The organism is Syntrophales bacterium (genome assembly GCA_030018935.1).
GTDB lineage: Bacteria > Desulfobacterota > Syntrophia > Syntrophales > CG2-30-49-12 > CG2-30-49-12.
In genome coordinates this window covers 1-20,364 of record JASEGZ010000001.1, presented here as the reverse complement: position 1 = coordinate 20,364, position 20,364 = coordinate 1, and the positions used below count along the sequence as shown (strand labels likewise).

The 20,364-nt window shown below is 48.6% G+C and carries 24 protein-coding genes; 16 read left to right on the top strand and 8 right to left on the bottom strand.

The window, feature by feature from the left end; all coding sequences use genetic code 11:
* The first annotated feature begins 43 nt into the window (after positions 1–43).
* The 9 genes from QMD03_00120 to QMD03_00080 are packed head-to-tail and all read left to right on the top strand — an operon-like array spanning position 44 to position 7,155.
* On the top strand, positions 44–310 hold the full coding sequence (locus QMD03_00120; GenBank protein MDI6775641.1) for a septum formation initiator family protein: 267 nt from the start codon (positions 44–46) through the stop codon (positions 308–310).
* Positions 311–322: 12 nt separating this feature from the next.
* Positions 323–1,405 (top strand): type IV pilus assembly protein PilM, encoded by a 1,083-nt coding sequence (gene pilM, locus QMD03_00115; protein ID MDI6775640.1) that lies wholly within the window; start codon positions 323–325, stop codon positions 1,403–1,405.
* Positions 1,402–1,941: a PilN domain-containing protein gene (locus QMD03_00110; protein ID MDI6775639.1), complete on the top strand. Its 540-nt coding sequence runs from the start codon at positions 1,402–1,404 to the stop codon at positions 1,939–1,941. The genes pilM and QMD03_00110 overlap by 4 nt, the downstream gene beginning before the upstream one ends.
* A gap of 15 nt (positions 1,942–1,956) precedes the next feature.
* Positions 1,957–2,610: a type 4a pilus biogenesis protein PilO gene (gene pilO / locus QMD03_00105; GenBank protein MDI6775638.1), complete on the top strand. Its 654-nt coding sequence runs from the start codon at positions 1,957–1,959 to the stop codon at positions 2,608–2,610.
* Entirely contained in the window at positions 2,573–3,103 is a 531-nt protein-coding gene (locus QMD03_00100; protein MDI6775637.1) for a pilus assembly protein PilP, read from the top strand. The genes pilO and QMD03_00100 overlap by 38 nt, the downstream gene beginning before the upstream one ends.
* Positions 3,100–4,794 carry a secretin and TonB N-terminal domain-containing protein gene (locus QMD03_00095; GenBank protein MDI6775636.1) on the top strand — a complete coding sequence of 565 codons (1,695 nt, stop codon included), beginning with the start codon at positions 3,100–3,102 and terminating at the stop codon, positions 4,792–4,794. The genes QMD03_00100 and QMD03_00095 overlap by 4 nt, the downstream gene beginning before the upstream one ends.
* Positions 4,795–4,797: 3 nt before the next feature.
* Positions 4,798–5,571 (top strand): tetratricopeptide repeat protein, encoded by a 774-nt coding sequence (locus tag QMD03_00090; GenBank protein ID MDI6775635.1) that lies wholly within the window; start codon positions 4,798–4,800, stop codon positions 5,569–5,571.
* Between the two features lie 23 nt (positions 5,572–5,594).
* Positions 5,595–6,389, top strand: coding sequence for a bifunctional DNA-formamidopyrimidine glycosylase/DNA-(apurinic or apyrimidinic site) lyase (gene mutM, locus QMD03_00085; protein MDI6775634.1), 795 nt, complete (start codon positions 5,595–5,597; stop codon positions 6,387–6,389).
* A gap of 16 nt (positions 6,390–6,405) precedes the next feature.
* Positions 6,406–7,155, top strand: a complete 750-nt coding sequence (locus tag QMD03_00080; GenBank protein ID MDI6775633.1) for a hypothetical protein — start codon at positions 6,406–6,408, stop codon at positions 7,153–7,155.
* On the opposite strand, the gene QMD03_00075 is transcribed toward QMD03_00080, so the two are convergent.
* From QMD03_00075 to QMD03_00060, 4 genes are all read right to left on the bottom strand, one after another.
* Complete coding sequence (locus QMD03_00075; protein ID MDI6775632.1) at positions 7,120–8,076, bottom strand: cation diffusion facilitator family transporter; 957 nt, start codon at positions 8,074–8,076, stop codon at positions 7,120–7,122. The two genes, QMD03_00080 and QMD03_00075, sit on opposite strands and share 36 nt — an antisense overlap.
* Positions 8,077–8,110: 34 nt before the next feature.
* The gene (gene arsB, locus QMD03_00070) at positions 8,111–9,283 is read right to left on the bottom strand and encodes an ACR3 family arsenite efflux transporter (GenBank protein ID MDI6775631.1); all 1,173 of its coding nucleotides are present in this window, start codon (positions 9,281–9,283) and stop codon (positions 8,111–8,113) included.
* A 35-nt stretch (positions 9,284–9,318) separates the two neighbouring features.
* Positions 9,319–9,663 (bottom strand): metalloregulator ArsR/SmtB family transcription factor, encoded by a 345-nt coding sequence (locus QMD03_00065; protein ID MDI6775630.1) that lies wholly within the window; start codon positions 9,661–9,663, stop codon positions 9,319–9,321.
* 281 nt (positions 9,664–9,944) lie between these two features.
* Positions 9,945–10,928, bottom strand: a complete 984-nt coding sequence (locus QMD03_00060; protein MDI6775629.1) for a thioredoxin domain-containing protein — start codon at positions 10,926–10,928, stop codon at positions 9,945–9,947.
* A 286-nt stretch (positions 10,929–11,214) separates the two neighbouring features.
* Between QMD03_00060 and QMD03_00055 the strand changes: the two genes are divergently transcribed.
* The 7 genes from QMD03_00055 (at position 11,215) to miaA (ending at position 17,917) form a co-directional block, all read left to right on the top strand.
* The gene (locus tag QMD03_00055) at positions 11,215–12,177 is read left to right on the top strand and encodes a TIGR01212 family radical SAM protein (GenBank protein ID MDI6775628.1); all 963 of its coding nucleotides are present in this window, start codon (positions 11,215–11,217) and stop codon (positions 12,175–12,177) included.
* Complete coding sequence (gene hisH, locus QMD03_00050) at positions 12,174–12,812, top strand: imidazole glycerol phosphate synthase subunit HisH (GenBank protein ID MDI6775627.1); 639 nt, start codon at positions 12,174–12,176, stop codon at positions 12,810–12,812. Before QMD03_00055 ends, hisH begins: the two co-directional genes overlap by 4 nt.
* On the top strand, positions 12,806–13,585 hold the full coding sequence (gene hisF, locus QMD03_00045) for an imidazole glycerol phosphate synthase subunit HisF (GenBank protein MDI6775626.1): 780 nt from the start codon (positions 12,806–12,808) through the stop codon (positions 13,583–13,585). The genes hisH and hisF overlap by 7 nt, the downstream gene beginning before the upstream one ends.
* A gap of 111 nt (positions 13,586–13,696) precedes the next feature.
* Entirely contained in the window at positions 13,697–14,191 is a 495-nt protein-coding gene (locus tag QMD03_00040) for a hypothetical protein (protein ID MDI6775625.1), read from the top strand.
* 208 nt (positions 14,192–14,399) lie between these two features.
* Entirely contained in the window at positions 14,400–15,074 is a 675-nt protein-coding gene (locus QMD03_00035; GenBank protein ID MDI6775624.1) for a nitroreductase, read from the top strand.
* 100 nt (positions 15,075–15,174) lie between these two features.
* Positions 15,175–16,980: a DNA mismatch repair endonuclease MutL gene (gene mutL / locus QMD03_00030; GenBank protein ID MDI6775623.1), complete on the top strand. Its 1,806-nt coding sequence runs from the start codon at positions 15,175–15,177 to the stop codon at positions 16,978–16,980.
* A 10-nt stretch (positions 16,981–16,990) separates the two neighbouring features.
* Positions 16,991–17,917 carry a tRNA (adenosine(37)-N6)-dimethylallyltransferase MiaA gene (gene miaA / locus QMD03_00025; protein MDI6775622.1) on the top strand — a complete coding sequence of 309 codons (927 nt, stop codon included), beginning with the start codon at positions 16,991–16,993 and terminating at the stop codon, positions 17,915–17,917.
* On the opposite strand, the gene QMD03_00020 is transcribed toward miaA, so the two are convergent.
* The 4 genes from QMD03_00020 to QMD03_00005 all read right to left on the bottom strand — a co-directional run bounded on the left by QMD03_00020 (position 17,838) and on the right by QMD03_00005 (position 20,211).
* Positions 17,838–18,248 carry a hypothetical protein gene (locus QMD03_00020; GenBank protein MDI6775621.1) on the bottom strand — a complete coding sequence of 137 codons (411 nt, stop codon included), beginning with the start codon at positions 18,246–18,248 and terminating at the stop codon, positions 17,838–17,840. The two genes, miaA and QMD03_00020, sit on opposite strands and share 80 nt — an antisense overlap.
* Positions 18,245–18,418, bottom strand: coding sequence for a hypothetical protein (locus QMD03_00015; GenBank protein MDI6775620.1), 174 nt, complete (start codon positions 18,416–18,418; stop codon positions 18,245–18,247). Before QMD03_00015 ends, QMD03_00020 begins: the two co-directional genes overlap by 4 nt.
* Positions 18,419–18,425: 7 nt before the next feature.
* Positions 18,426–19,166: a DNA adenine methylase gene (locus tag QMD03_00010; GenBank protein ID MDI6775619.1), complete on the bottom strand. Its 741-nt coding sequence runs from the start codon at positions 19,164–19,166 to the stop codon at positions 18,426–18,428.
* A 604-nt stretch (positions 19,167–19,770) separates the two neighbouring features.
* Positions 19,771–20,211, bottom strand: coding sequence for a hypothetical protein (locus QMD03_00005; GenBank protein ID MDI6775618.1), 441 nt, complete (start codon positions 20,209–20,211; stop codon positions 19,771–19,773).
* Between the last annotated feature and the right edge of the window lie 153 nt (positions 20,212–20,364).

Genomic DNA, 20,364 nt, shown 5'->3' with positions numbered 1-20,364 from the left:
TTCTTTACTTTTTATAAATTTCTTTGTTAAGGTCTCATCCAGAATGAAAGTGGGCAGGTACCTTATTGTTATTGTTTTATTTATGGGGTTTCTCATCACCTTCGGGGACCGGGGGCTTGTTGATAACTACATGATGAGAAAAAAACTTCTACCACTGAAAAAGCTAAATTGTGAAATTTATCGTGATAACAGAGAATTAAAAAAAACAATTACCCTGCTCAGGAGTGACTTATCGTACATTGAAACAGTAGCACGAAACGAACTCGGAATGGTCAAGAAGGGTGATATCGTTTATCGCTGCGCAAAATAGAGTGGTGATTCAATGTTTAATAATATTAAAAATTTGTTTCCCGGCAGCAAACAAGTTGTGGGACTTGATATTGGCTCAAGCTCGCTGAAACTTGCAGAGATACTGGAAACACCGAAGGGATACCTCCTGAATCATTTCTCCCAGATTTCCCTCCCGAGAGGGGTGATCGTAGACGGCGTAGTAGTGGAACAGGAGCAACTAACCGAAAAAATCAAAGAGCTTTTCAAATATAGTGGCTGTAAGCGAAAAAGGATCGTAACCTCCCTTTCCGGGCATTCCGTCATCATTAAAAAAGTTAGCTTTCCTGTGATGGACGAGGGGGAACTGCGCGATTTGATCAACGATGAGGCTGGTAAGTATCTACCATTCGATAGTATGACTGAGGTGAACTTCGATTTTCAAACTCTGGGAGAAAATGAGTTCAATCCCAACCAATTAGATGTATTACTTGTTGCCGCAAAGAAGAATATTATCGCTGGTTATACGGAGGCCGTTAAAAATGCAGGACTTTCCGTGGTAATCATGGACGTTGATTCCTTTGCCCTCGAGACGATGTATGAAGAAAATTATGATTTTGCAGAGGACGATGTGGATGTCCTCGTCAACATCGGGGCAAGTATAACAAATATCAATGTGGTTAAAAATGGGATCTCGGTTTTTACGAGAGATTTTAACCTGGGGGGTAATGCCATCACGGAGGCGATCGGGGAGAGGCTCAGACTGACCTTTGAAGAGGCGGAAAAGATCAAGATCGAAGGACCGGATGGTGATGAACTGGCAAAAAGCGAATTTAGAGAAAGTATGCTTACTTACACCGACCCCCTTTGTTCAGAAATTGAAAGGTCTATTGATTACTTCAAATCAACCTACGGGAGGGAAGAGATCAAGCATGTCCTGCTTTCCGGTGGAGGCGCAAAGATTCCCGGTATAGCTGCCGATCTGTTTCAGAGACTAAGCATCGAAACGGAGATCATCAATCCCTTTAAAAAAATCGTCTTTAACAGGAATGTCCTGGAGCCGGACTATCTGGAAAGTATCGCTCCTATTGCCACTGTAGGGGTGGGACTGGCCTTACGAAGAGAAGGTGACAGATGATCAGGATCAATCTCCTCCCCTATCGGGAAAAGGAAAAAAAGGAAAACCTGAAACGCCAGCTCACCATCATCGCTGCCTCTTTTACCGTCTTTCTTCTTCTCCTTGTATCCTTTCAAATTTATATCAGCACGAGTATCAGCAACCTTGAAAAAGAGGTCAAAGACAGAGAGGAGAGGCTTGTCGTCCTGACAAAGGTTATTGGCGATATCGAAGCTTTCAAAGCTGATAAGAAAGACTTAGAAAAAAAGCTCGACATTATAAAAACCCTTGAGGAAAACCGGCTGGTCCCTGTGCGCATGCTGGATGAATTGACCACGCTGGTTCCCACAAAAGATCTCTGGCTGGAAAAGTTTTCCGAAAAGGGGAAGGATCTCCGTATTGAAGGTGTCGCCAGGGATAATATTGCTGTTGCCCGTTTCATGAAAAATCTCGAACTATCAAATTACATCAAATCGGTTGATCTGATTTCCTCCAGGCAGACGGAGATCTCCGGTATCAAACTGCAGCAGTTTATCCTGACATGTGCACTCAGGTAAGAATGGATGTAGCATATGGCAATGACATTGGATGACATAAAGAAGATGTCCCCCCAGAAGAAGGCATTGATTGTCTGCATACTCTATTGCGTTCTTGGTTACTTTTACTGGTTTCTCTTTTTGCAGTCAGCCCTTGAGAAGAGAGGAACCCTGCAAACAAAGTTATCCGAACTTCAGCAACAGGTTACGGAGAAAGAGCGGATAGCTGCCGAGAAGGATAAGTATGTCAGAGAGGTCGGGGTCTTGAAAGAAACCTTCCGGATGGCGTTGACAAAGCTTCCCGATCGTAAGGAAATACCCGGCCTCCTTAGCGCTGTCGAACGGGCAGGAAAAAGCGCCGGGGTGGAATTTATCCTGTTTGAACCGATAGCTTCCGAGAAGAAACCATCAGAACAAAAACCACCCCTGAAGCCATCTGAACCAGAGCAATTTTATGAAGAGATACCTATCAGGATCACAGTGAACGGTAGCTTTCATCAAACCGCCCTATTTTTTGGAAAAGTGGCCAGGCTTCCCCGCATTGTTAATATCGAGGATGTATCCATGGTAAAGGAGAAGGATGTAAAAGGGTCAGGACATCTCCTTAGCACATCCTGTGTGGCAAAGACCTATATGTTCGTGGAAAAATCAGATGGGAAAAACAGCGAGGCCGATGAAAAAAACAAGTAGTTTTTTCACAGGTGTTGTAGCCTGTGTTTTAGTTTTTTCTGCAGGACTGTGGGGGGAGGTCGCTGCGGCATCAGCCGGTGCCGATCTACGGATAGGTACGGAAAAGAATCCAGCAGCCTCTTATATCTATAATCCTGTCGGGAAACCGGACCCTTTCCAACCCTTTATAGAAAAGGAGATAAGCAAAAAAAAGAAGGCGGAAAAATTGCAGACTCTTCCCATATCGCCGTTGCAAGGGCTTAGTATTGACCAATTCAGACTGGTAGGTATCGCCGGTGATGATAAGCGCAGGATGGCAGTAGTTGAGGATGTAAGGGAAAAATTTTATCCCCTTTTCGAGGGGACATATATAGGCCGGAATAACGGCAGGGTGGTTAAAATACTTGCCGATCGTGTCATTATTGAAGAAAAAGTCAAGACCAGTGCAGGAAAGACTCAGGTAGAGCAAATCACGATAAGACTCCACGGAGAAGAAGATGAGGTAAAACCATGAAAAAAAACATGCAAAAGATATTGGCAGCTTTTTTAATTGGTTTTGTAATGTTTTTCGGAGCATTCGGGCCGGCAGAGAGTGCACCACCCGGGCCGCCGGATGCGGGGAGAACAGAGGTATCCGGGGTGCAGGGAGACGTGGGTTACCTTGAAGACATCACCTTCGAAAAGACAAGGGGTAAGGAAAGGGTTACCCTGATGGTTTCGCAGCAACCTGTCATCAGTATTGAAAATCAGGCGGGTAGTGCTGTGCTGATGAAGCTGGAAAACATGTTTGTACCGGAGGAACTCAGACGGCCCCTCGGCGAGGGAAAGCTCACCAATATCATAACTGTCTCGCCGGCCCAGAAGATCCTTGAGGGGGAACAATGGGTCTACTTAACAATAGGTCTTAAGGAGCGAGTTCCTTACAGTGTCAGGCAGGAGGGACAGAAATGCATTATTGATTTCAATGTGGCCAGTCTTGCAGAGGCGCTTACCCCGACAGGTGAAAAGCCAGCTTACGAGGCCAAGGCATCCCCCCTTACCGGCGAGGAAGTCAAACCACCTGGGGTGGTGACTAAAGAGGAAAGAGAAAAGCCAAAGTACACCGGCCATAAGATATCTCTCGATTTTCAAGAGGCAAACATTAAAAGTGTCTTCCGATTATTGTCCGAACTGGGTGGAGTCAGCATTGTCTCCAGTGATGACGTCAAAGGGAATATAACTGTGCATATGGAAAATGTCCCCTGGGATCAGGCCCTCGATACCATACTGACTATCCAGGGCCTCAGCAAGAGACAGGAGGGCAACGTCATCACCGTGATGACCCTCGAAAGGATAAGAAAGGAGGAAGCTGACCAAAAGGCTCTCGCGGAGGCCCAGAGGAAGGCGGAGGAGCTTGCAAAAGAGGCGGAGCAGAAGCGCCTTGTGGAAGGGGGAAAGCTAAGACAGATCTCCATAGAAGCCAAAATTGTCGAGGTTACGACGGACTTTTCAAGGGAACTGGGGGTTCAATGGGGTACCGGCTATAAGAATGTGTGGGGAGCCAAAGATTACGGTGTACTGGCAGGAACTGGCGGAACTACCACGACCGCCCTTCCTGGTGGCATAGGGTTAACCACGAGCAATATTGCGGTGAACTTTCCCTCTGCCACTCTTGCTGGAACGCCGGCAATTGGCGTCATCCTCGGATCAAGCAAGTTTATCCTGGATGCCAAGTTAGAGGCACTTGAGGGTACAGGTGAGGGTAAAATAATCTCCTCTCCAAAGGTTACCACTCTCGATGGGGAAGAGGCAATAATCCAACAGGGTACTAAGGTTCCTGTTGTGACGCCCGGGACGGCCAATAATCCGCCGACTGTTGACTACGAGAGAGGAAAAGCGGTTCTGGAATTGAAAGTCACACCCACAATCACAGCAGAGGGGAAAATTTCTATAAAAATCAAAGCATCTAATGATTATCCGGACTGGACCAAAGGTGTGCAGGGGAATCCGTCGCTTAATATAAGCGTGGTTAAGTCGTCCGTAGTGGTAGGGGATGGAGATACGATTGTGGTGGGAGGAGTTTATAAGGAAATTGAATCTAATGTTGTAAGTGGCGTTCCTGGGTTGTCGAAAATACCAATTTTGGGGTGGTTGTTCAAATCCCAGACAAAAACAAAAGAGAAAAGGGAAATTTTAATCTTCGTTACCCCCAGGATCATTAAGTAGAGAATGAAGCAAATTAAGAAAATCTTATATTTTATACCTGTCTTTATGCTCTTGGGAATGATAGGCTGTGCCACTAATCGCTGGAAACAGGAGGAAGGAAGAGTTCATCTGAATATAGGAATTGCCTATATCGAATCGGGACAATACAATGCTGCTTTGAAGGAGCTTCTGGAAGCAGAAAAGCTCACCCCAAAAGATCCTAAGCTTCATTATTTTCTTGGCATAGCCTACTACTATGGGAAGGGGCTTAATGAAAAGGCAATTGATGAATTTAACAGGGCGCTGGATTTAAAACCTGATTATTCGGAGGCTCATAATTTCCTGGGTACAATTTACCTGAGTAAGGGTCTCTGGGACAAGGCCATTGAATCGTTCAATAAGGCACTTTCTAACATTCTTTATGATACCCCGGCAGTAGCGCTTTCCAACATGGGATGGGCCTATTATAAAAAAGGAGATTATCAGATATCGCTCTCCAAATACCAGGAAGCGATTGCCAGAGAACCGAACACCGCACTACTCCCTTTGATAGAAAAGAATATGGGCATGGTGAGTTTTGCCCGGGGGGATATGGATAGAGCGGTAAGGCATTTAAAGAAATCCCTCGAACTGGCCCCTTCTCTTGCTGAATCCCATTACTGGTTAGGGGAATGCTACATTAGACTGAACAACAGGGAAGAGGCGAAAGCAGCGTTTCGGGCTGCCATCAAACTGGCCCCTGAATCAGAATATGGTATCAAGGCAAAGAAAAGCCTTGATGCCATTACCCTTCCTTGAATTAATTTTGTTCAGAAAAGCTGATGCCTGAACTTCCCGAAGTAGAAACCCTCTGTCGTCAACTTAAAAATGTCATCCTGGACAAGGAAATCCGTAGCTTCGAGATACTTGATTCGAAGCTGACCGCGGGGGAAGAGCTGGAGGGAAGAAGAGTTCTCTCCGTAGGCCGTCAAGGTAAGGTGCTGGAGATAAAACTCGATGCCGGTATAACGATGCTGCTCCATCTTCGTCTGACAGGCAGACTTTTGTGGCAAAGCGATAGTAATCTTCCCTTTCCTCACACCCGCTTTACGATTTTCTTTCTTCAGGGTAGACTTGATTGTATAGACCCACGACGATTTGCGACCCTATCGGTCCAAAAGACTATCGGTACTAACTTTGCCGCTCCGGTAATTGACCCGCTCAAAGATTTCTGTGCCTCTCGACTTTGGGAGATGGCCCGGAGGAGAAAGGTTCCTGTGAAATCCTTCCTGATGGATCAACGTTTCATCGCCGGGATAGGAAACATTTACGCCTCTGAGATTCTCTATGAAGCCTTTGTGAATCCATGGCAGAAGACGGACTCTCTGTCACCGGCAAAATGGCAGGAAATAGAGGAGGCAACGACCTCCATCCTCAAGAGGGCAATTGCCTGCCGGGGTACAACGGTATCCGATTGGCGTGATCTGTTTGGTCGTAAAGGAGAATATCAACATTACCTGAAAGTTTACGCTCGTGAGGGGTGTCCCTGCCCTCGTTGTCAGGCTACAATTCAATGTATACACCTCCATGGAAGGGGAACCTATTTTTGTCCTACCTGCCAGAAACCTGAGTGGTAATGGGTAAACAGCGAAGATGAAGCGTTTTCGACCGGTCAATATGACGGGTGAATTCTCAGACAAAGGAGAAAAAAACAGCGCCATGAGCAGGAAAAAGTATCTCATCCTATCTGTCTTTTTTATCAGCTTAATCGGGTTTATTTCACCGGTTCTTTCCTTTCCAGGAACCGTGGAAACAAAAATCAGCTCCAGTGCGCTACAGTCCTTTATAGAAAACACCTTTCCGGTTACATTCACTGCAAACGCTAAGATACTCGGTGCTACAAAGGTACCGTTCAACGTAAAGCTGACCAATCCCCTGCTGGTTCTCCTTTCACAACCCACGGGGACGAAAAAACCCTTCCTACAGTTAAATATGGATTATGAGGTCTCAAGCATCCCCGAGATAAAAAGTTCTGTCCAGGGACAAATCTCAGGTGACCTCAATCTTACTGTTTCGCAGGACCAGGAGTATCTTCTTATATCACTGGGGGAAACCTATTTGCCCATTCTTCCCTCTATTAAGATATCCCTTCACACCATGGTCAAACCAATAAGGGTACCTCTTTTTAAGAGTCTTCCCGTCAAGATGAATGGTTATGATATCTACGCAAGATTCAGCAACATCTTGATAAATGTGGAAGATGATCATCTGGTCATCAAGAGCGAGGTGACATTTGAAAAGAAATCTACAAACGAAGGCGCCGCGCAGTTGAACACGGGACGCCATGGCGCTCTAACTCACGCGGGACTAATCGGTAGATGGGTTTTCCCCTTCGGTAGATGACGGTTCAAGACGTTTACCCGTTACCGGACAGCAGAGGAGACTTGCCTCCTCGTACGGCCTTGTCTCAAACTGCAGGACAGGGTGATCAACCTTGAAACGGCAGAACAACAGCTCACGCACCTTAGCGGCGAGTTCGTCAACTTTGCTCAACATTTGATCGGGAACGATGATATGGGCGGCCAGTGCCACTCTTTCGGATGACATATTCCAGACGTGGAGATGATGGATTTCCTTGATGCCGTCAATGGCCTCGATATCTTTCTGGATGGCCTCAACATCTATCCCCTCCGGTGTGGCATTCATGAGAATAAAAAAGGCCTTTTTCAGGATGTCCCAGCCGCCGAACAGGATCATCGCCACGATGACCCACGAAACAATCGGGTCGAGCCAGTACCACGGCCGGTATATCCATACAATACCCAGGAGGAACACACCGAAGGAAGTCAGGGCATCGCTCAGCATATGGAGAAAGGCGCCACGGATATTGAGGTTGACCCTGGCCCCGGAGCGCAGCATCAGAGTAGAGATCGCATTTGCCAGAAAACCGACAAAGGCGCCCCACATCACGATTTGTCCCTGTATGGCCTGGGGGTTCTGGAGCCTCTTCCAGCCTTCAACGGCAATATAGAAACCAATGCCGTACAGTAATGCCACACTGAATACCGCGGCAAATACTTCGAAACGCTTGTAGCCGAAGGTATGTTTAAGCGTTGGCCCGCGCTGGCCGATGCGAAGCGCCACATAGCTTATCAGTACCGATATAAAATCCCCCAAATTGTGAAGGGCATCGCTTATCAGAGCGATACTTCCCGCCATAACGCCGATGAAGATCTGAACCGCCGGAATAATCAGGTTCATCACCATAGTTACCAGCAGGCGCTTGCCCCAGGATGCCTCGATATTATTGTCTTGAAGGGTCATAATTAAACCTGTCCGCAGAGGGTTGCCATTTTGCTTACGCGCCATGTGGCTTGCAGGTTAAATGACAGATTCCCGTTGGTGTTTCCACCGTATAGGGGAAATACCTTTTTTTAAAGAAGACGGCTACATTCACCAGGCTTATCAGCACCGGCACCTCCACAAGCGGGCCGACCACGGCGGCGAAGGCCTGCCCTGAATCTATGCCAAAAACAGCTACCGCCACCGCAATGGCCAATTCAAAATTATTGGAGGCAGCCGTGAAACTCAGGGTAGTGGACTGCTCATATGTGGCGCCTACCTTCATGGAAAGATAGAAAGAGATAAGGAACATGACCACAAAGTAGATGCCCAGCGGAATTGCAACCCGGATAACATCCACGGGAAGCTGGACAATATACTCTCCCTTGAGAGAAAACATCACAACGATAGTAAAGAGCAAGGCAATTAAGGTTATCGGACTGATTCGGGGGATAAATTCTTCCTCATACCAGCGCTGGCCTTTTATCTTTAAGCCGATGACGCGGGTGATGATACCGGCGATAAAGGGTATCCCCAGGTAGATGAAAACACTTTGGGCGATCTGGCCGATGGAAATATCTATCAGAGCGCCTTTAAGGCCCAGCCATTGGGGAAGGACTGTAATAAAGATATAGGCATAGAAGGAGAAGAACAATACCTGAAAGATCGAGTTGAAGGCCACGAGTCCCGCACAGTACTCCCTGTCCCCGGCGGCAAGATCGTTCCAGACAATGACCATGGCGATACAGCGTGCCAGGCCTATCATGATCAGTCCCACCATGTATTCGTAATGTCCCGCAAGAAAGGTAATCGCCAGGAGAAACATCAAAATAGGCCCGATGATCCAGTTTTGAACAAGGGAGAGGAGCAGGACTTTGACGTTGCGGAATACATGGCTCAACTGCTCGTATTTTACCTTGGCAAGCGGCGGATACATCATGAGGATCAGCCCGATGGCAATAGGGATATTGGTGGCGCCGACCTGAAAGAGACCAACCACCTCCCGTATGCCGGGGAAGATATACCCCCAGATTACACCTGCAAACATGGCGAGAAAAATCCAGAGGGTGAGAAACCGTTCCACTACAGGCAGTCTCCTGTTGCTATTTGTAACCATTTCAATTTCCTTTCCTGAATCGTGTTTACCAGTATCCGTTCTTTTACTTTCCGAGCCAACCCGTTCTTTCATAGTTCCTATATAGCAATATTCGAGGGGAACAGCCGCTATCTCTTACAGAGGATCTCTCGATTCAGGGTGGGAATCTTTTCCACGAGACGCGTGATCTCAGGATCATCTCCGAGCCAATGTTTCAGGTTCTCCAGGAGGATAGCAACATAGGGATTCCTGCTATCCTCAGTTAGATAATAATTAACCCATAAACCATCTTTCTTGCAGCCCACCAGTCCGGCATCCTGAAGCTGCTTTAGATGTTTTGAGACAGTTGGCTGGGCTATTCCAATGGCCGCCTGGATCTCACATACACACATTACCTTGTGCTGGAGTATCTTGAGCAGCTTCACCCGATTCGGATCGGAAAGCGCCTTCATCACCTTGATAAATTCCTTCATGGATACACCCTTATCCCTTCTGAGCCGCAGGTTTATGAATGTTTCGTGAAACTTTTGATATTATTTATATTGCTAATTAGCAATATATAGCAGCCGTTGTCAAGAAAATTTTCCGCAATTTTGCATAGGTGTTTCATTTATGTACATTAAGTGGAAGGTGTATTGCTTGGAGGTAACGGGAGGTCAAGGTCGTGTCAGGTTTTTTGTAACTACTCAGGATACAGGGCCAGAATGGAAGTAATTTTATTTTATTCTGTATTCTGACCTGACTCCTGGAGTAGTTACCGTCTCTTCATGCCTTCTATCGCCGTCAGTACGTCGGAGGTCCCACAGAATTTCTTTTTTCCCCCATCCTGGCGTATTACTACTATCGTGGGAGTAGAGGTGACCCCATCTTCGGCCAGGTAGCGGGAGAAGATATCAAAAGTGGGCTTTGGATTAAAGGGCTTGAATTTCACGTTTCGTTCTCTCAGCAGGTCTTCGATTTTTTCTTTTTCTGTGATATTTCCACGGGCGGCCTCAAATAGGACCTTCCTTGCCAGGAGGGCACGGTTGAAGTCATTTCCCTCATTGAGGATGTACAGAAAGTACCGGATGTATAAGCTGGCCTGCTTGTGGAGCGGAGTATCAATGAAAGCAATGGTGATCACATTCTTCCCCACCAGATCGGAAATCGTGGGTTCTAATTTTGGTTCTATGGAAGCACAGGGATCACAGAAATAATCAGTATACAATCTTACTTCTATTTTGCCTTTCCCAAAGAAAGGCATGATGGTATCAGCCGCATAAGAGGGTGTAAGAGTTCCCCTGAACAAGGCGAAAAGAAGGAAAAAACCGAGAATCAGGAAAGCAACAATAAGGGCCTTCTTTGACTTTTCAAAGTTGAATGTAAAAAGAACAATGACCACCGCGGCGAACATGAGGCAACAGGGACAATACAGACCAGTTCTGATCTGGTACCCTATGAGGTATATCTCCGCCCCCATACCGAGGACAAGTAAAAGAAGATTCAATGTATCCCTTCTCAGGAGATTGAAAAGAATAATTAATCCCATATATGTGATGCCCAGGTATTTCAGGTCTATGCCGGCAAAACTCTCTTGACTGTATGTGCAGGATCCCCTGCAAGTGGTGTAAAAAAAGATAATGGACATCCCGGCAAGGGCAAGGATAATGTTAATCAACCGTCGCCGTTCTCTCGCTTTTCTTATAATTTTTACCACCCCGAAACGAAAACCTGTCTGTGCCTGATTACTTTCTGACATAGCGCTCCTGATTTAACTACGGATATCCTGCCGGAGAACTCTGTGTTCCAGGCTTTTATTAAACATGAGAACCTGCCTCTTTTTGTTGTTACTGCAATTCAGACACTGGACTTCAGACTTTAGATGCCAGACTTTTCTACGGCAGTTCTTCTCATCTGAGATGTCAAACCCCAATCCTCCCCTTCAGTCTAATGTCTGAATCACAATTGTTGTTCCGGTAAGATTGAAAAGCTTGCAATTTTATAATAGTATTAGTGCGAAAAACACAATAAAAAATGGTATTCTTATGGCAAAACCGGCATTCTGGAATAATACAAAGAGATACTATGATTTAAAAAGTTTCTGGCGCAATCAGTTCGGATGCAGTGTTTACAAGCTGCAGATTGACGCCGGTTTTACCTGCCCGAATCGTGACGGCACCATTTCCACGGGAGGATGCATCTACTGCGACGGCCGGGGTTCCCGCCTGCGACAGGCGGGTCCTCTCCCTTCCATCAGCGAACAGATCAGACGCGGCAAGGCATATTACAGGAAGCATAAGAATGCTGGAAAGTTCATCGCCTATTTCCAGACATTTACCAATACTTATGGAACGTATCAAAAACTCAAGACTCTCTACGACGAAGCCCTGTCCGAGGAAGACATTATCGGCATATCCGTCGGCACACGCCCGGACTGTGTCCCTGATGACATCATCGGGCTCTTTAAGGCCTATGCAAAGCAATACCACACCTGGCTGGAATTGGGCCTTCAATCTATCCATGATAAAACCTTGCGGCTTCTCAACAGGGGACATTCGGCTAAGACCTTTCTCGATGCCGTCTTCAGGGCTTCGGGAGGTGATATCCATATCTGTACGCATATCATTGTGGGGCTGCCGGGGGAGACGCGGGAAGATATCCTGGAGACGGCAAAGGTTATTTCCACCCTGCCGATCCACGGTATCAAGATCCATCTGCTTCTCGCCCTGAGGGGAACCGCCCTCGGTGATCTCTATGAAAGGGACAGGATCAGGATGATGGAAAAGGAAGAGTATGTCCATACGGTATGTGATATACTGGAGATACTACCACCGGAGATGGTCATCCAGAGGCTGACCGCCGATGGTTACCAGGATATCTTCCTGGCTCCCACCTGGGCCATCAACAAAATGGATGTCCTCAATGCGATTGACAGGGAACTGGAGAGAAGGAATACCTATCAGGGGATCTATTGCAGAGGGAAAAACCAGATAAAAGGTGGTAAATGATGATCGCTATTTTAGACTATCGTGCAGGAAACCTGACCAGTGTTGCCAGGGCACTTCATTATCTGAACCAGTCCTACCGGATTACCGCCGACCCGGCGACATTACAGGAAGCCACCCACCTTATCTTTCCCGGGGTTGGGGCGGCCGGCGAGGCAATGTCTCATCTTCGCCAAACACATCTGGATCGGTGTATCCGGGAGTGGGTGTGTACGGGAAAACCGATGCTGGGCATCTGTCTCGGTACCCAGGTGATCTTTGAACACAGCGAAGAAGACGATACCGTCTGTCTGGGAATCGTCCCTGGTTGCGTCAGGCGATTCCCAGAAAATTTGCAACATGATGGCCAGTATCTCAAGGTTCCCCACATGGGGTGGAATCATGTGGCCTTTCAAAAGGAACACCCTGTTTTTCGGGGACTTCCCGAGGGGTCTGAATTTTATTTTGTCCATTCCTATTATCCGGTACCAACCGATGATCGGTGGGCCATCGGCTGGACAGATTATGGCATACAGTTTTGTGCGGCCCTGGCCCAGGAAAATTTAGTAGCTGTGCAATTCCATCCGGAAAAAAGCGGGAGGCCTGGTTTACAGATACTGGCCAATTTCTGCCGGTGGGGGGGGGGGCGGAAATGCTGAGTAAACGGATTATTCCCTGCTTGGATGTACGTGACGGCAAACTGACAAAGGGCATCAAGTTTAAAAACAACGTGGACATTGGTGATCCGGTGGAGGCGGCACGACAGTATTACGAACAGGGTGCCGATGAGATTGTTTTTTATGACATCACGGCCTCCTCTGATGGTCGTGACATCATGATTGATGTGGTGCGGCGGGTGGCAGAGACGATTTTCATTCCCTTCTCCGTCGGCGGTGGCATCCGTACCGTTGAAGATATGAGGCGTGTCATCCTGGCCGGTGCCGAAAAAATCAGTATCAACTCAGAGGCGGTTAAAAGGCCGCCGTTGATCAATGATGGTGCGAGGGCGTTTGGTAAGCAGTGTATCGTCCTGGGGATGGACGTCAAAAAGGTAACTAAGAGCTTCAGAATCCCTTCCGGCTACGAAGTCGTGATTCATGGCGGACGGAAATATACCGGAATTGATGCCCTGTGGTGGGCGAAGGAGGCAGAAAGACTGGGAGCGGGGGAGATCTGTCTGAATTCGATTGATGCCGATGGAACACAGACTGGATATGAAATCGAACTGACCCGGCTCATCTCATCAAATGTTCGTATCCCTGTCATTGCCTCAGGGGGGGCAGGAAAGCCTGAGCACCTTCTGGCTGTTCTCACCCGGGGAAAGGCGGACGCCGCCCTGATCGCTTCCATGGTCCATTACAGGACTTATACGATCTCTGAGATTAAAACCTATTTACATGAACATAGCGTGAAAATCAGGATAGAGTGGTGATTTCCCCCCCCATTTTGGTTCACCTTAGGCTGACAGAAATGTAAGCAAAGAAGAGTGTATTCACCGCACAGGTTGGAAAACCTCAGTATGGTAACGGAAAGGAGGTAACAGATGGAAATTTCCGGGGAAACATTAAAGAAGATTTATACTACAGGTTTTGCAGGGCTTATAGCCTACATCATGGCTGTGGGAGAGAAGATTGGTAGAGAAGAGGCGATAAGGCTTCATGCGAGGCTCCATGCCGGGATGGCTGAGATGATAAAGGAGAACCTCTCCCACTTGGGCATAACCGGCAATGACGCCCGTGCCGGCATGGCCCTTATAGATGCCGTAATGGAAGAACACTATCCAGGATTCTTCAAGTTAATGGAGAGGGAGCGCACTGAAGATACTCCCCAAAGGGTGGTCGGGAGGCACAAGGGGTGGTGTGCCGCTCTGGAAGCCTGCCAGATGTTAGGGATATCCCCCAAGGACTTCTGTCCTATTCCCCATGAGGAGGGACTTACCCCTCTGGTTCAGGTTTTGCACCCAAAACTACATGTTAGATTGGGCAAGATCAGGCCGGAAGAGGAGTATTGTGAATTGATAGTCGAGCTTAAGGACTAACATTTTAAAGCCTCTACAAAAAAATTGGGCACCTCATGATTTTGCGCGCATCAATGTAACGTAGTAGTAAAAAGATTTTTGACAATTCACAGAGAGGGGTAAGGATTGACGGATGAAGCCGGATGAGTTATGATAAACTAATAATGCTCCCCCCTTTACGGGGCTGAATTGTTTTACATCTGAACACTGCTTAACAAGGAGGAGTTTTATGGATATTGTTGATGCCATAAGAACACGAAAGAGCATCAGAGGATTCAAGCCCGACCCTGTTCCGAAAGAGATTCTCAGGGAGATCCTAAAAATTGTGGGGCGTGCCCCTTCGGCGATGAATACCCAACCATGGGAGTTTACCGTGATTACAGGAGAAGTTCTGGAAAATGTAAAACGGGTCAATGTGGAGAAGCTCAATTCCGGGGAGCAACCCCATCCGGATCACGTGGCGGCGAAGTGGCCTGCTGACAGCATCTATCGGCACCGTCAGGTGGAACTCGCCAAGCAGATCTTCCAGCTCATGGGGATACAGCGGGAGGATAAGGAGAAGAGGGCGCGATGGATGGAACGGGGCTTCCGCTACTTCGATGCACCGGCGGCGATCATTATTTCCGTGGATAAAGCGTTAAGCGAAGCGGGACCATTACTCGATATTGGTGCCGTGATGCAGACCATCTGCCTCGCTGCTCTGAACTACGACCTCGGTACCTGCATCGAGGATCAGGGGATAATGTATCCCGGGGTATTGAGGAAATTTGCCGGCATACCTGAGTCCAAACGGATAATAATTGCCATAGCCATCGGCTATCCCGACGGGGATTTCCCGGTAAACAAACTGGAAAGCGCCCGGGAACCCATAGAAAGCGCCACGACGTGGTGCGGCTTCGTATAGTAAGGGTGTGACCTGATAGCAGCATCCTTGACGTATCTGACCGCAGCCGTAAGAGAGAAAGTGGCTGCGGTCTTTCACATTTGTTAGAGGGGGATTGACGTTGCCGGGAAGGATTGTTGTTCTGCCTGAGGAACTAACCAACAAAATAGCGGCGGGAGAGGTCGTCGAGAGACCGGCATCCATTGTCAAGGAGCTTCTCGAAAACGCCCTTGATGCAGGGGCGACAGATGTGACTATTGAGCTTGAGAAGGGCGGGTGTGGCTCCACAAGAATTACCGATAACGGCGAGGGTATAGAGTGTGAAGATGTGCCGCTGGCCTTTGCACGATATGCCACCAGTAAGATATACCAGTTTGACGATATTTACAGAGTAAGTTCCTTTGGTTTCCGGGGAGAGGCCCTCCCCAGCATTGCCTCTATCTCAAGGGTCGAGATGGTTACCAGGAAGAGGGAGTCTGTATCGGGTACGAGGGTGATCGTTGAGGCCGGGCAGGTCAAGGAAATTGCCGCTGCGGGATGTCCTGTCGGTACATCCGTTCTCGTCACCCGTATCTTTGATTCCGTCCCCGTCCGCAAGAAGTTTCTCAAGGCAGAGATGACCGAACAGGGACATTGCCTTGATGTGATCACAAGGGCGGCCCTGTCCCATCCTGAGGTGAAGATGAAGGTTGTGACCAGGGGGAAGGAAATTTTGAATATTCCCGCCACCCAGGATGTCTCTCTGCGGGTCTCCCTCGTTATCGGCGCCGATTTCATGGATCATATCCTGCCGGTAAAGGGAACGAGGGACAATATAAGCGTTAGTGGATTTGTGTGCAGGCCTGAGTTTACAAGGTCCAGCGCCAGGCACATCTATTGTTATGTGAATAAGAGATTCATTCGGGATTACCTTTTGAACCATGCCGTGATGACGGCTTACAGGCGTTTGCTTGCTGTCAGGAGGTATCCTGCCGTTGTCCTCTTTGTTGATCTTCCCCCCGGCGAGGTAGATGTCAATGTCCATCCCGCCAAGATGGAGGTTCGCTTCAGAAATCCCCGGGATGTATATGAAGTTGTCGTGAGAGTTCTGGCGGGGGCGCTGGCCGGTATCTCTCCTATAGCAGAAACACCGGCTGCGCCTGTTTTATCATGGGGGCGGGGAAGCCAGGAAGGGCGCCGGAGCGGGCTTGAAGAAGCGCTGAGGCGGTACACCGTTTCTTCGGGAAAGGGAAAACTCTTCTTTGAGAGAGCCTTTGCCGACAAAAAGGAGGAACAGGTTGATGCGGCCATGCCGGAGGAGACCGCCGAGGAGGATTTTGCTTTCCTCACGGGAATATCCTTTGCCGATCTTGAATATGTGGGGCAGGTTGCCGGAACCTATCTCGTTTTTTCTGCTCCCGAGGGGTTGATCCTCGTGGATCAGCATGCGGCTCATGAGCGGATTCTCTTTGAGAAATTCAGGGAGAAGCCCTCTGCATCGGGAGGCGAAAAGGCGGTCGGCCAGCGGCTGCTGATGCCGGAGGTTATCAGTCTTCCACCGAAAGATTTTTCCTTTCTCATGGAATCCAGACAAGTCCTCGAAGAGGCGGGGATAGAGGTGGAACCGTTTGGCAAGGATACGGTTGTCGTAAAAACCGTTCCTGCCATACTGCCCAATGTTGAGTCGAAGACAGTGATCATGGATCTCCTGGGGGAATTTTCAGAGACCGGCCATCCACTGAACCTGCAAGATAAGAAGGATAAAATCTTCGCCTTTCTGGCCTGTAGGGGGGCCGTAAAGGCAAACCAGAGGCTTTCGGCGCCGGAGGTGGCCAAGCTGTGTAGAGACCTGGATGCCACGCCGTTCTCCTCCACCTGTCCCCACGGAAGGCCTGTTTATATCTCTTTTAGTTTCAGCGATATGGAAAGGATGTTCAAGCGAAGGTGAGGCAGGCGATATGAGCAGGGAAGAACTTAAGCCCCGTTTGATCATCATCGTTGGCCCCACAGGTGTCGGCAAGACGAATGTGGCCATTAGGCTGGCAGGCGAGCTGGGAGGCGAGATCATCGGCGCTGATTCGATGCAGGTCTACCGGTATATGGATATCGGCACCGCAAAACCTACATTGGCAGAGAGATCACAGGTGAGACATCATCTGTTTGACGTTGTCAACCCGGACGAAGAGTTTAATGCCGCCATGTTTGTAAAAGAGGCGGGGGCGATCATTGAGACGTTAAATCGCCTGCAAAAGCCTGTCTTTGTAGTTGGCGGTACGGGTCTATATATCAGGGCGCTGTTGGGTGGGCTTTTTGAAGGCCCCGGCGCCGATGAAGATCTGAGGGAGGTTTACCGTCAGGAGGCGGCCCGCCACGGTAAAAGATACCTCTATGAGAAGCTGAAGGTTAAGGATGCAAGGGCTGCCGCCCTGATTGATGCCAATGATATCAGCAGGATTATTAGGGCCCTTGAGGTCGTGGAGCTGACCGGTAAGTCCATTGTGGAACAGCAAGAGGCTCACCATTTCAGGAATAACCTCTATGAATGCCTCAAGATCGGTCTGATGATGGAGAGAGAACAGTTATATGCCAGGATCGAGCAGAGAACAGAAAAGATGATAGAGGATGGCTTTACCGATGAAGTCCGTAATCTATTAGCCATGGGTTATGATGAAACCATCAAGCCAATGCAGTCCCTCGGTTATAAACATATCGTGGGTTATCTGCGGGGGGAATACTCTCTTGGGGAGGCGGTCAGGACGATAAAGCGGGACACAAGACGCTACGCCAAACGTCAGTTGACCTGGTTTAAAGCGGATAGGGATGTCGAGTGGTTTTCTCCACATGATGTTGATGCCATCCGGAAGCGGATCGGGGAGTTTTTGTGAGTTTTAGGGCAAGGACGGTGAAACTTCTTGACTTTAGAAAGGCGGTCCGGCCTCTGAGCTTTGAAAATCTTGCCTTTTTGGGATCGCCAAAGCGATAAGCCCCGATCTTACGGCCATCACTCCCGGTAACGCGGAACATCTCCAATGGGATGCCTTGTTCCTTTACATTCCGAGCTGCCCTCGGGGGATGGTTGTATCCGTACTTCTCCTTCAACTCCTCAGTTGTGATCTGCCCATGCTTCAGGATATGGTCAATTACTGTGCGGGGCCGCTTAGCTGTGACTGCCTTGCACTTCTTCACAAATTCGCGGGGCAGATCCTTCGCTTTCATTTGCGGCCCTCCATAAGGCAAAGTTGCTCTCCCCGTGTGTAGCGATATACGGTCGGAACATGGGCCAGTTCGTCGGCAAGGCTTGGGGACAGGTACAGCGACTCAATGGTAACATCGGCTCTGCCCAAGAGTGTTGCTTGGGTAGACCGGCCTGCATAAAGCTCAATCAATGTCAGATTAAGTTCCTCCGGGAGGGTTTTGCCGAAAGTCTTGGCTCCAGTGCGACCATCGTAGCTGACCAAATAGCGAATGCCTTTGGTTCAAACTATCGAGCGCTTCGACGAATTCGCAGAACTGCACGCTTTGTAGATATCGCGTGTCTCTGTTGCCACAAACCCCTTGGTATGGAGGATCCATATAGACAAGATCGGCTGGTGTAACCCTTTCAAGAACGTCACGATAGTTCACCGACGTGACAGTTGTCTTCCCCTTCAAATAATACGAAGCGCCAAGAATCTGTAGGCGCATTGTTTCCGGTCGCATTCCCTGTCGCCTGTTATCTGGACTCTGGTTAAATTCGCCTTGTGAATTGTATCGAACAGAGCCTTTAACACAACGAGCCAGCAGGTATAGGAAGAGGTCACAACGGCCAGTACGATTGAAGTCATTCCGTGCTTTGTCATAGAAAGACCGTGGGTCATCTAATTGCTTTCTCCACAGCGCTTCATACTGGGAGGCAATTTTTTCTGGTGTTTCGATGATGGCACGCCATAGGTCCATAAGGGGCTTGTTTAGATCATTGATATGGTAGCGATGGCCAAGTCTATTCACTGCAGCGGCTATGGTAATGGCAGCCGAACCAGCAAATGGCTCGTACAGCGTCCCGACCTTTTGCGGGAAGTACCGAAGGATATCCACCGCAAGATTTCTCTTGCTGCCTTGGTATGGGATAGGATGTGGAACTGTCCTTGTCTTCATGTTATCTGTTCCTTCTCTATACCCCAACGGCGGAGCTAAGCGGCGGCACGAGCATGCAGGGCCGCGTAGCGGACATTGCAGGCGCAGTGCTGACCGCTTCAGCGTATTGTGTATGCCCGGCACGGGCGTGAACTTATGGGGTGCAAGGCCCCCTCCCCCTGTACGTGAATCCTGTAATGTCGTGAGACATAACAGAAATATTAGCCGAAGGCAAGTGCGGAACCGCGAGGAACCGTCCGAAGGAAGCCGGAGTGCAAAGCTATGAGCCGACGAACAGAAACAGCATACAAGGCCCGGTCTCCGGGCGAGTTAGCACAACATAACGAAGCCCCGGATTCAGGAGACAGGGTAAATGCTGCGGTTGTGCAGCGACAGTTCACGTTCTTATCCGGGGAGACCTGCTCCACATGCATTCCGTTAGGAAGGCGCGGCTTCTGGCAACAGTTGCCGTGATGGAGCAGGAGTCAGCAGAGGCCATAGTAGACAAAGGACTCCACCACTTATGACGGTGTGGCCCGTCAGTCTTTGGGAACCGCCCGGTGCGGACCCGCATGCCGGGTGGTGTGGGGGCTGGGGGAGAAAATCCCCCGGCTACCCGATTCGGCTATTTCTTTTGTTCGACGAGTTCAACATTGGCCTTTGTGCGCGGAAACCACGCCGCTTCCTTTAGCTGGAAAACAATCGGCTTTCCCTGCGCGCCAGCCGGCATATCGGACAGATAAATGCTGTCGTCAAACAAACCCTTCCCTTCGATCGTCTCCACGGAAACGTTGCTCTCGTATTTCTTATCGCCGCCAAATGAAGTTTCATACGTCATTCTGAGGAAATAGTGCTTCACTGGAAACGAATCGATCTCTTGAGCGACGCCGGAAACCTTCAGTGTCGGGGATGTGTATTCGCTGGAAGCAGCCTCTATTTTGGAGGATAGAATAGTGGCCCTTATTTTTGGCTCCTTGGCAAGGTATTTGAAATCCCCTAGGTCAGGCGCGCAGCCTGACAGAGAGAATCCGACAGACATGATGATTGGTAGTATGATCTTTTTCATATTCCTTGCCGAACAATTATTATACAAATTTCCCATTATTGCTAAATTTGCCACAATCTCTGTATAAAATCAATTTAAATATCTCCTGATTATTACCTTTTTTGTGTCAAGAGTAAATAGAATTGTCCGCTTTTGTAGCAAATGAATTGTCCG

What these genes read in the sequence shown, in the direction of transcription:
- QMD03_00100 (MDI6775637.1), top strand. Translation starts at nt 2,573, where the DNA reads ATGGGAAAAACAGCGAGGCCGATGAAAAAAACAAGTAGTTTTTTCACA.
- pilM (MDI6775640.1), top strand. Translation starts at nt 323, where the DNA reads ATGTTTAATAATATTAAAAATTTGTTTCCCGGCAGCAAACAAGTTGTG.
- miaA (MDI6775622.1), top strand. Translation starts at nt 16,991, where the DNA reads ATGAGCAGGGAAGAACTTAAGCCCCGTTTGATCATCATCGTTGGCCCC.
- QMD03_00020 (MDI6775621.1), bottom strand. Translation starts at nt 18,248, where the DNA reads ATGAAAGCGAAGGATCTGCCCCGCGAATTTGTGAAGAAGTGCAAGGCA.
- QMD03_00040 (MDI6775625.1), top strand. Translation starts at nt 13,697, where the DNA reads ATGGAAATTTCCGGGGAAACATTAAAGAAGATTTATACTACAGGTTTT.
- QMD03_00120 (MDI6775641.1), top strand. Translation starts at nt 44, where the DNA reads ATGAAAGTGGGCAGGTACCTTATTGTTATTGTTTTATTTATGGGGTTT.
- QMD03_00090 (MDI6775635.1), top strand. Translation starts at nt 4,798, where the DNA reads ATGAAGCAAATTAAGAAAATCTTATATTTTATACCTGTCTTTATGCTC.
- QMD03_00095 (MDI6775636.1), top strand. Translation starts at nt 3,100, where the DNA reads ATGAAAAAAAACATGCAAAAGATATTGGCAGCTTTTTTAATTGGTTTT.
- mutM (MDI6775634.1), top strand. Translation starts at nt 5,595, where the DNA reads ATGCCTGAACTTCCCGAAGTAGAAACCCTCTGTCGTCAACTTAAAAAT.
- QMD03_00110 (MDI6775639.1), top strand. Translation starts at nt 1,402, where the DNA reads ATGATCAGGATCAATCTCCTCCCCTATCGGGAAAAGGAAAAAAAGGAA.
- QMD03_00005 (MDI6775618.1), bottom strand. Translation starts at nt 20,211, where the DNA reads ATGAAAAAGATCATACTACCAATCATCATGTCTGTCGGATTCTCTCTG.
- hisF (MDI6775626.1), top strand. Translation starts at nt 12,806, where the DNA reads ATGCTGAGTAAACGGATTATTCCCTGCTTGGATGTACGTGACGGCAAA.
- hisH (MDI6775627.1), top strand. Translation starts at nt 12,174, where the DNA reads ATGATGATCGCTATTTTAGACTATCGTGCAGGAAACCTGACCAGTGTT.
- QMD03_00055 (MDI6775628.1), top strand. Translation starts at nt 11,215, where the DNA reads ATGGCAAAACCGGCATTCTGGAATAATACAAAGAGATACTATGATTTA.
- QMD03_00080 (MDI6775633.1), top strand. Translation starts at nt 6,406, where the DNA reads ATGAAGCGTTTTCGACCGGTCAATATGACGGGTGAATTCTCAGACAAA.
- QMD03_00065 (MDI6775630.1), bottom strand. Translation starts at nt 9,663, where the DNA reads ATGAAGGAATTTATCAAGGTGATGAAGGCGCTTTCCGATCCGAATCGG.
- pilO (MDI6775638.1), top strand. Translation starts at nt 1,957, where the DNA reads ATGGCAATGACATTGGATGACATAAAGAAGATGTCCCCCCAGAAGAAG.
- QMD03_00060 (MDI6775629.1), bottom strand. Translation starts at nt 10,928, where the DNA reads ATGTCAGAAAGTAATCAGGCACAGACAGGTTTTCGTTTCGGGGTGGTA.
- QMD03_00010 (MDI6775619.1), bottom strand. Translation starts at nt 19,166, where the DNA reads ATGAAGACAAGGACAGTTCCACATCCTATCCCATACCAAGGCAGCAAG.
- QMD03_00075 (MDI6775632.1), bottom strand. Translation starts at nt 8,076, where the DNA reads ATGACCCTTCAAGACAATAATATCGAGGCATCCTGGGGCAAGCGCCTG.
- arsB (MDI6775631.1), bottom strand. Translation starts at nt 9,283, where the DNA reads ATGAAAGAACGGGTTGGCTCGGAAAGTAAAAGAACGGATACTGGTAAA.
- QMD03_00035 (MDI6775624.1), top strand. Translation starts at nt 14,400, where the DNA reads ATGGATATTGTTGATGCCATAAGAACACGAAAGAGCATCAGAGGATTC.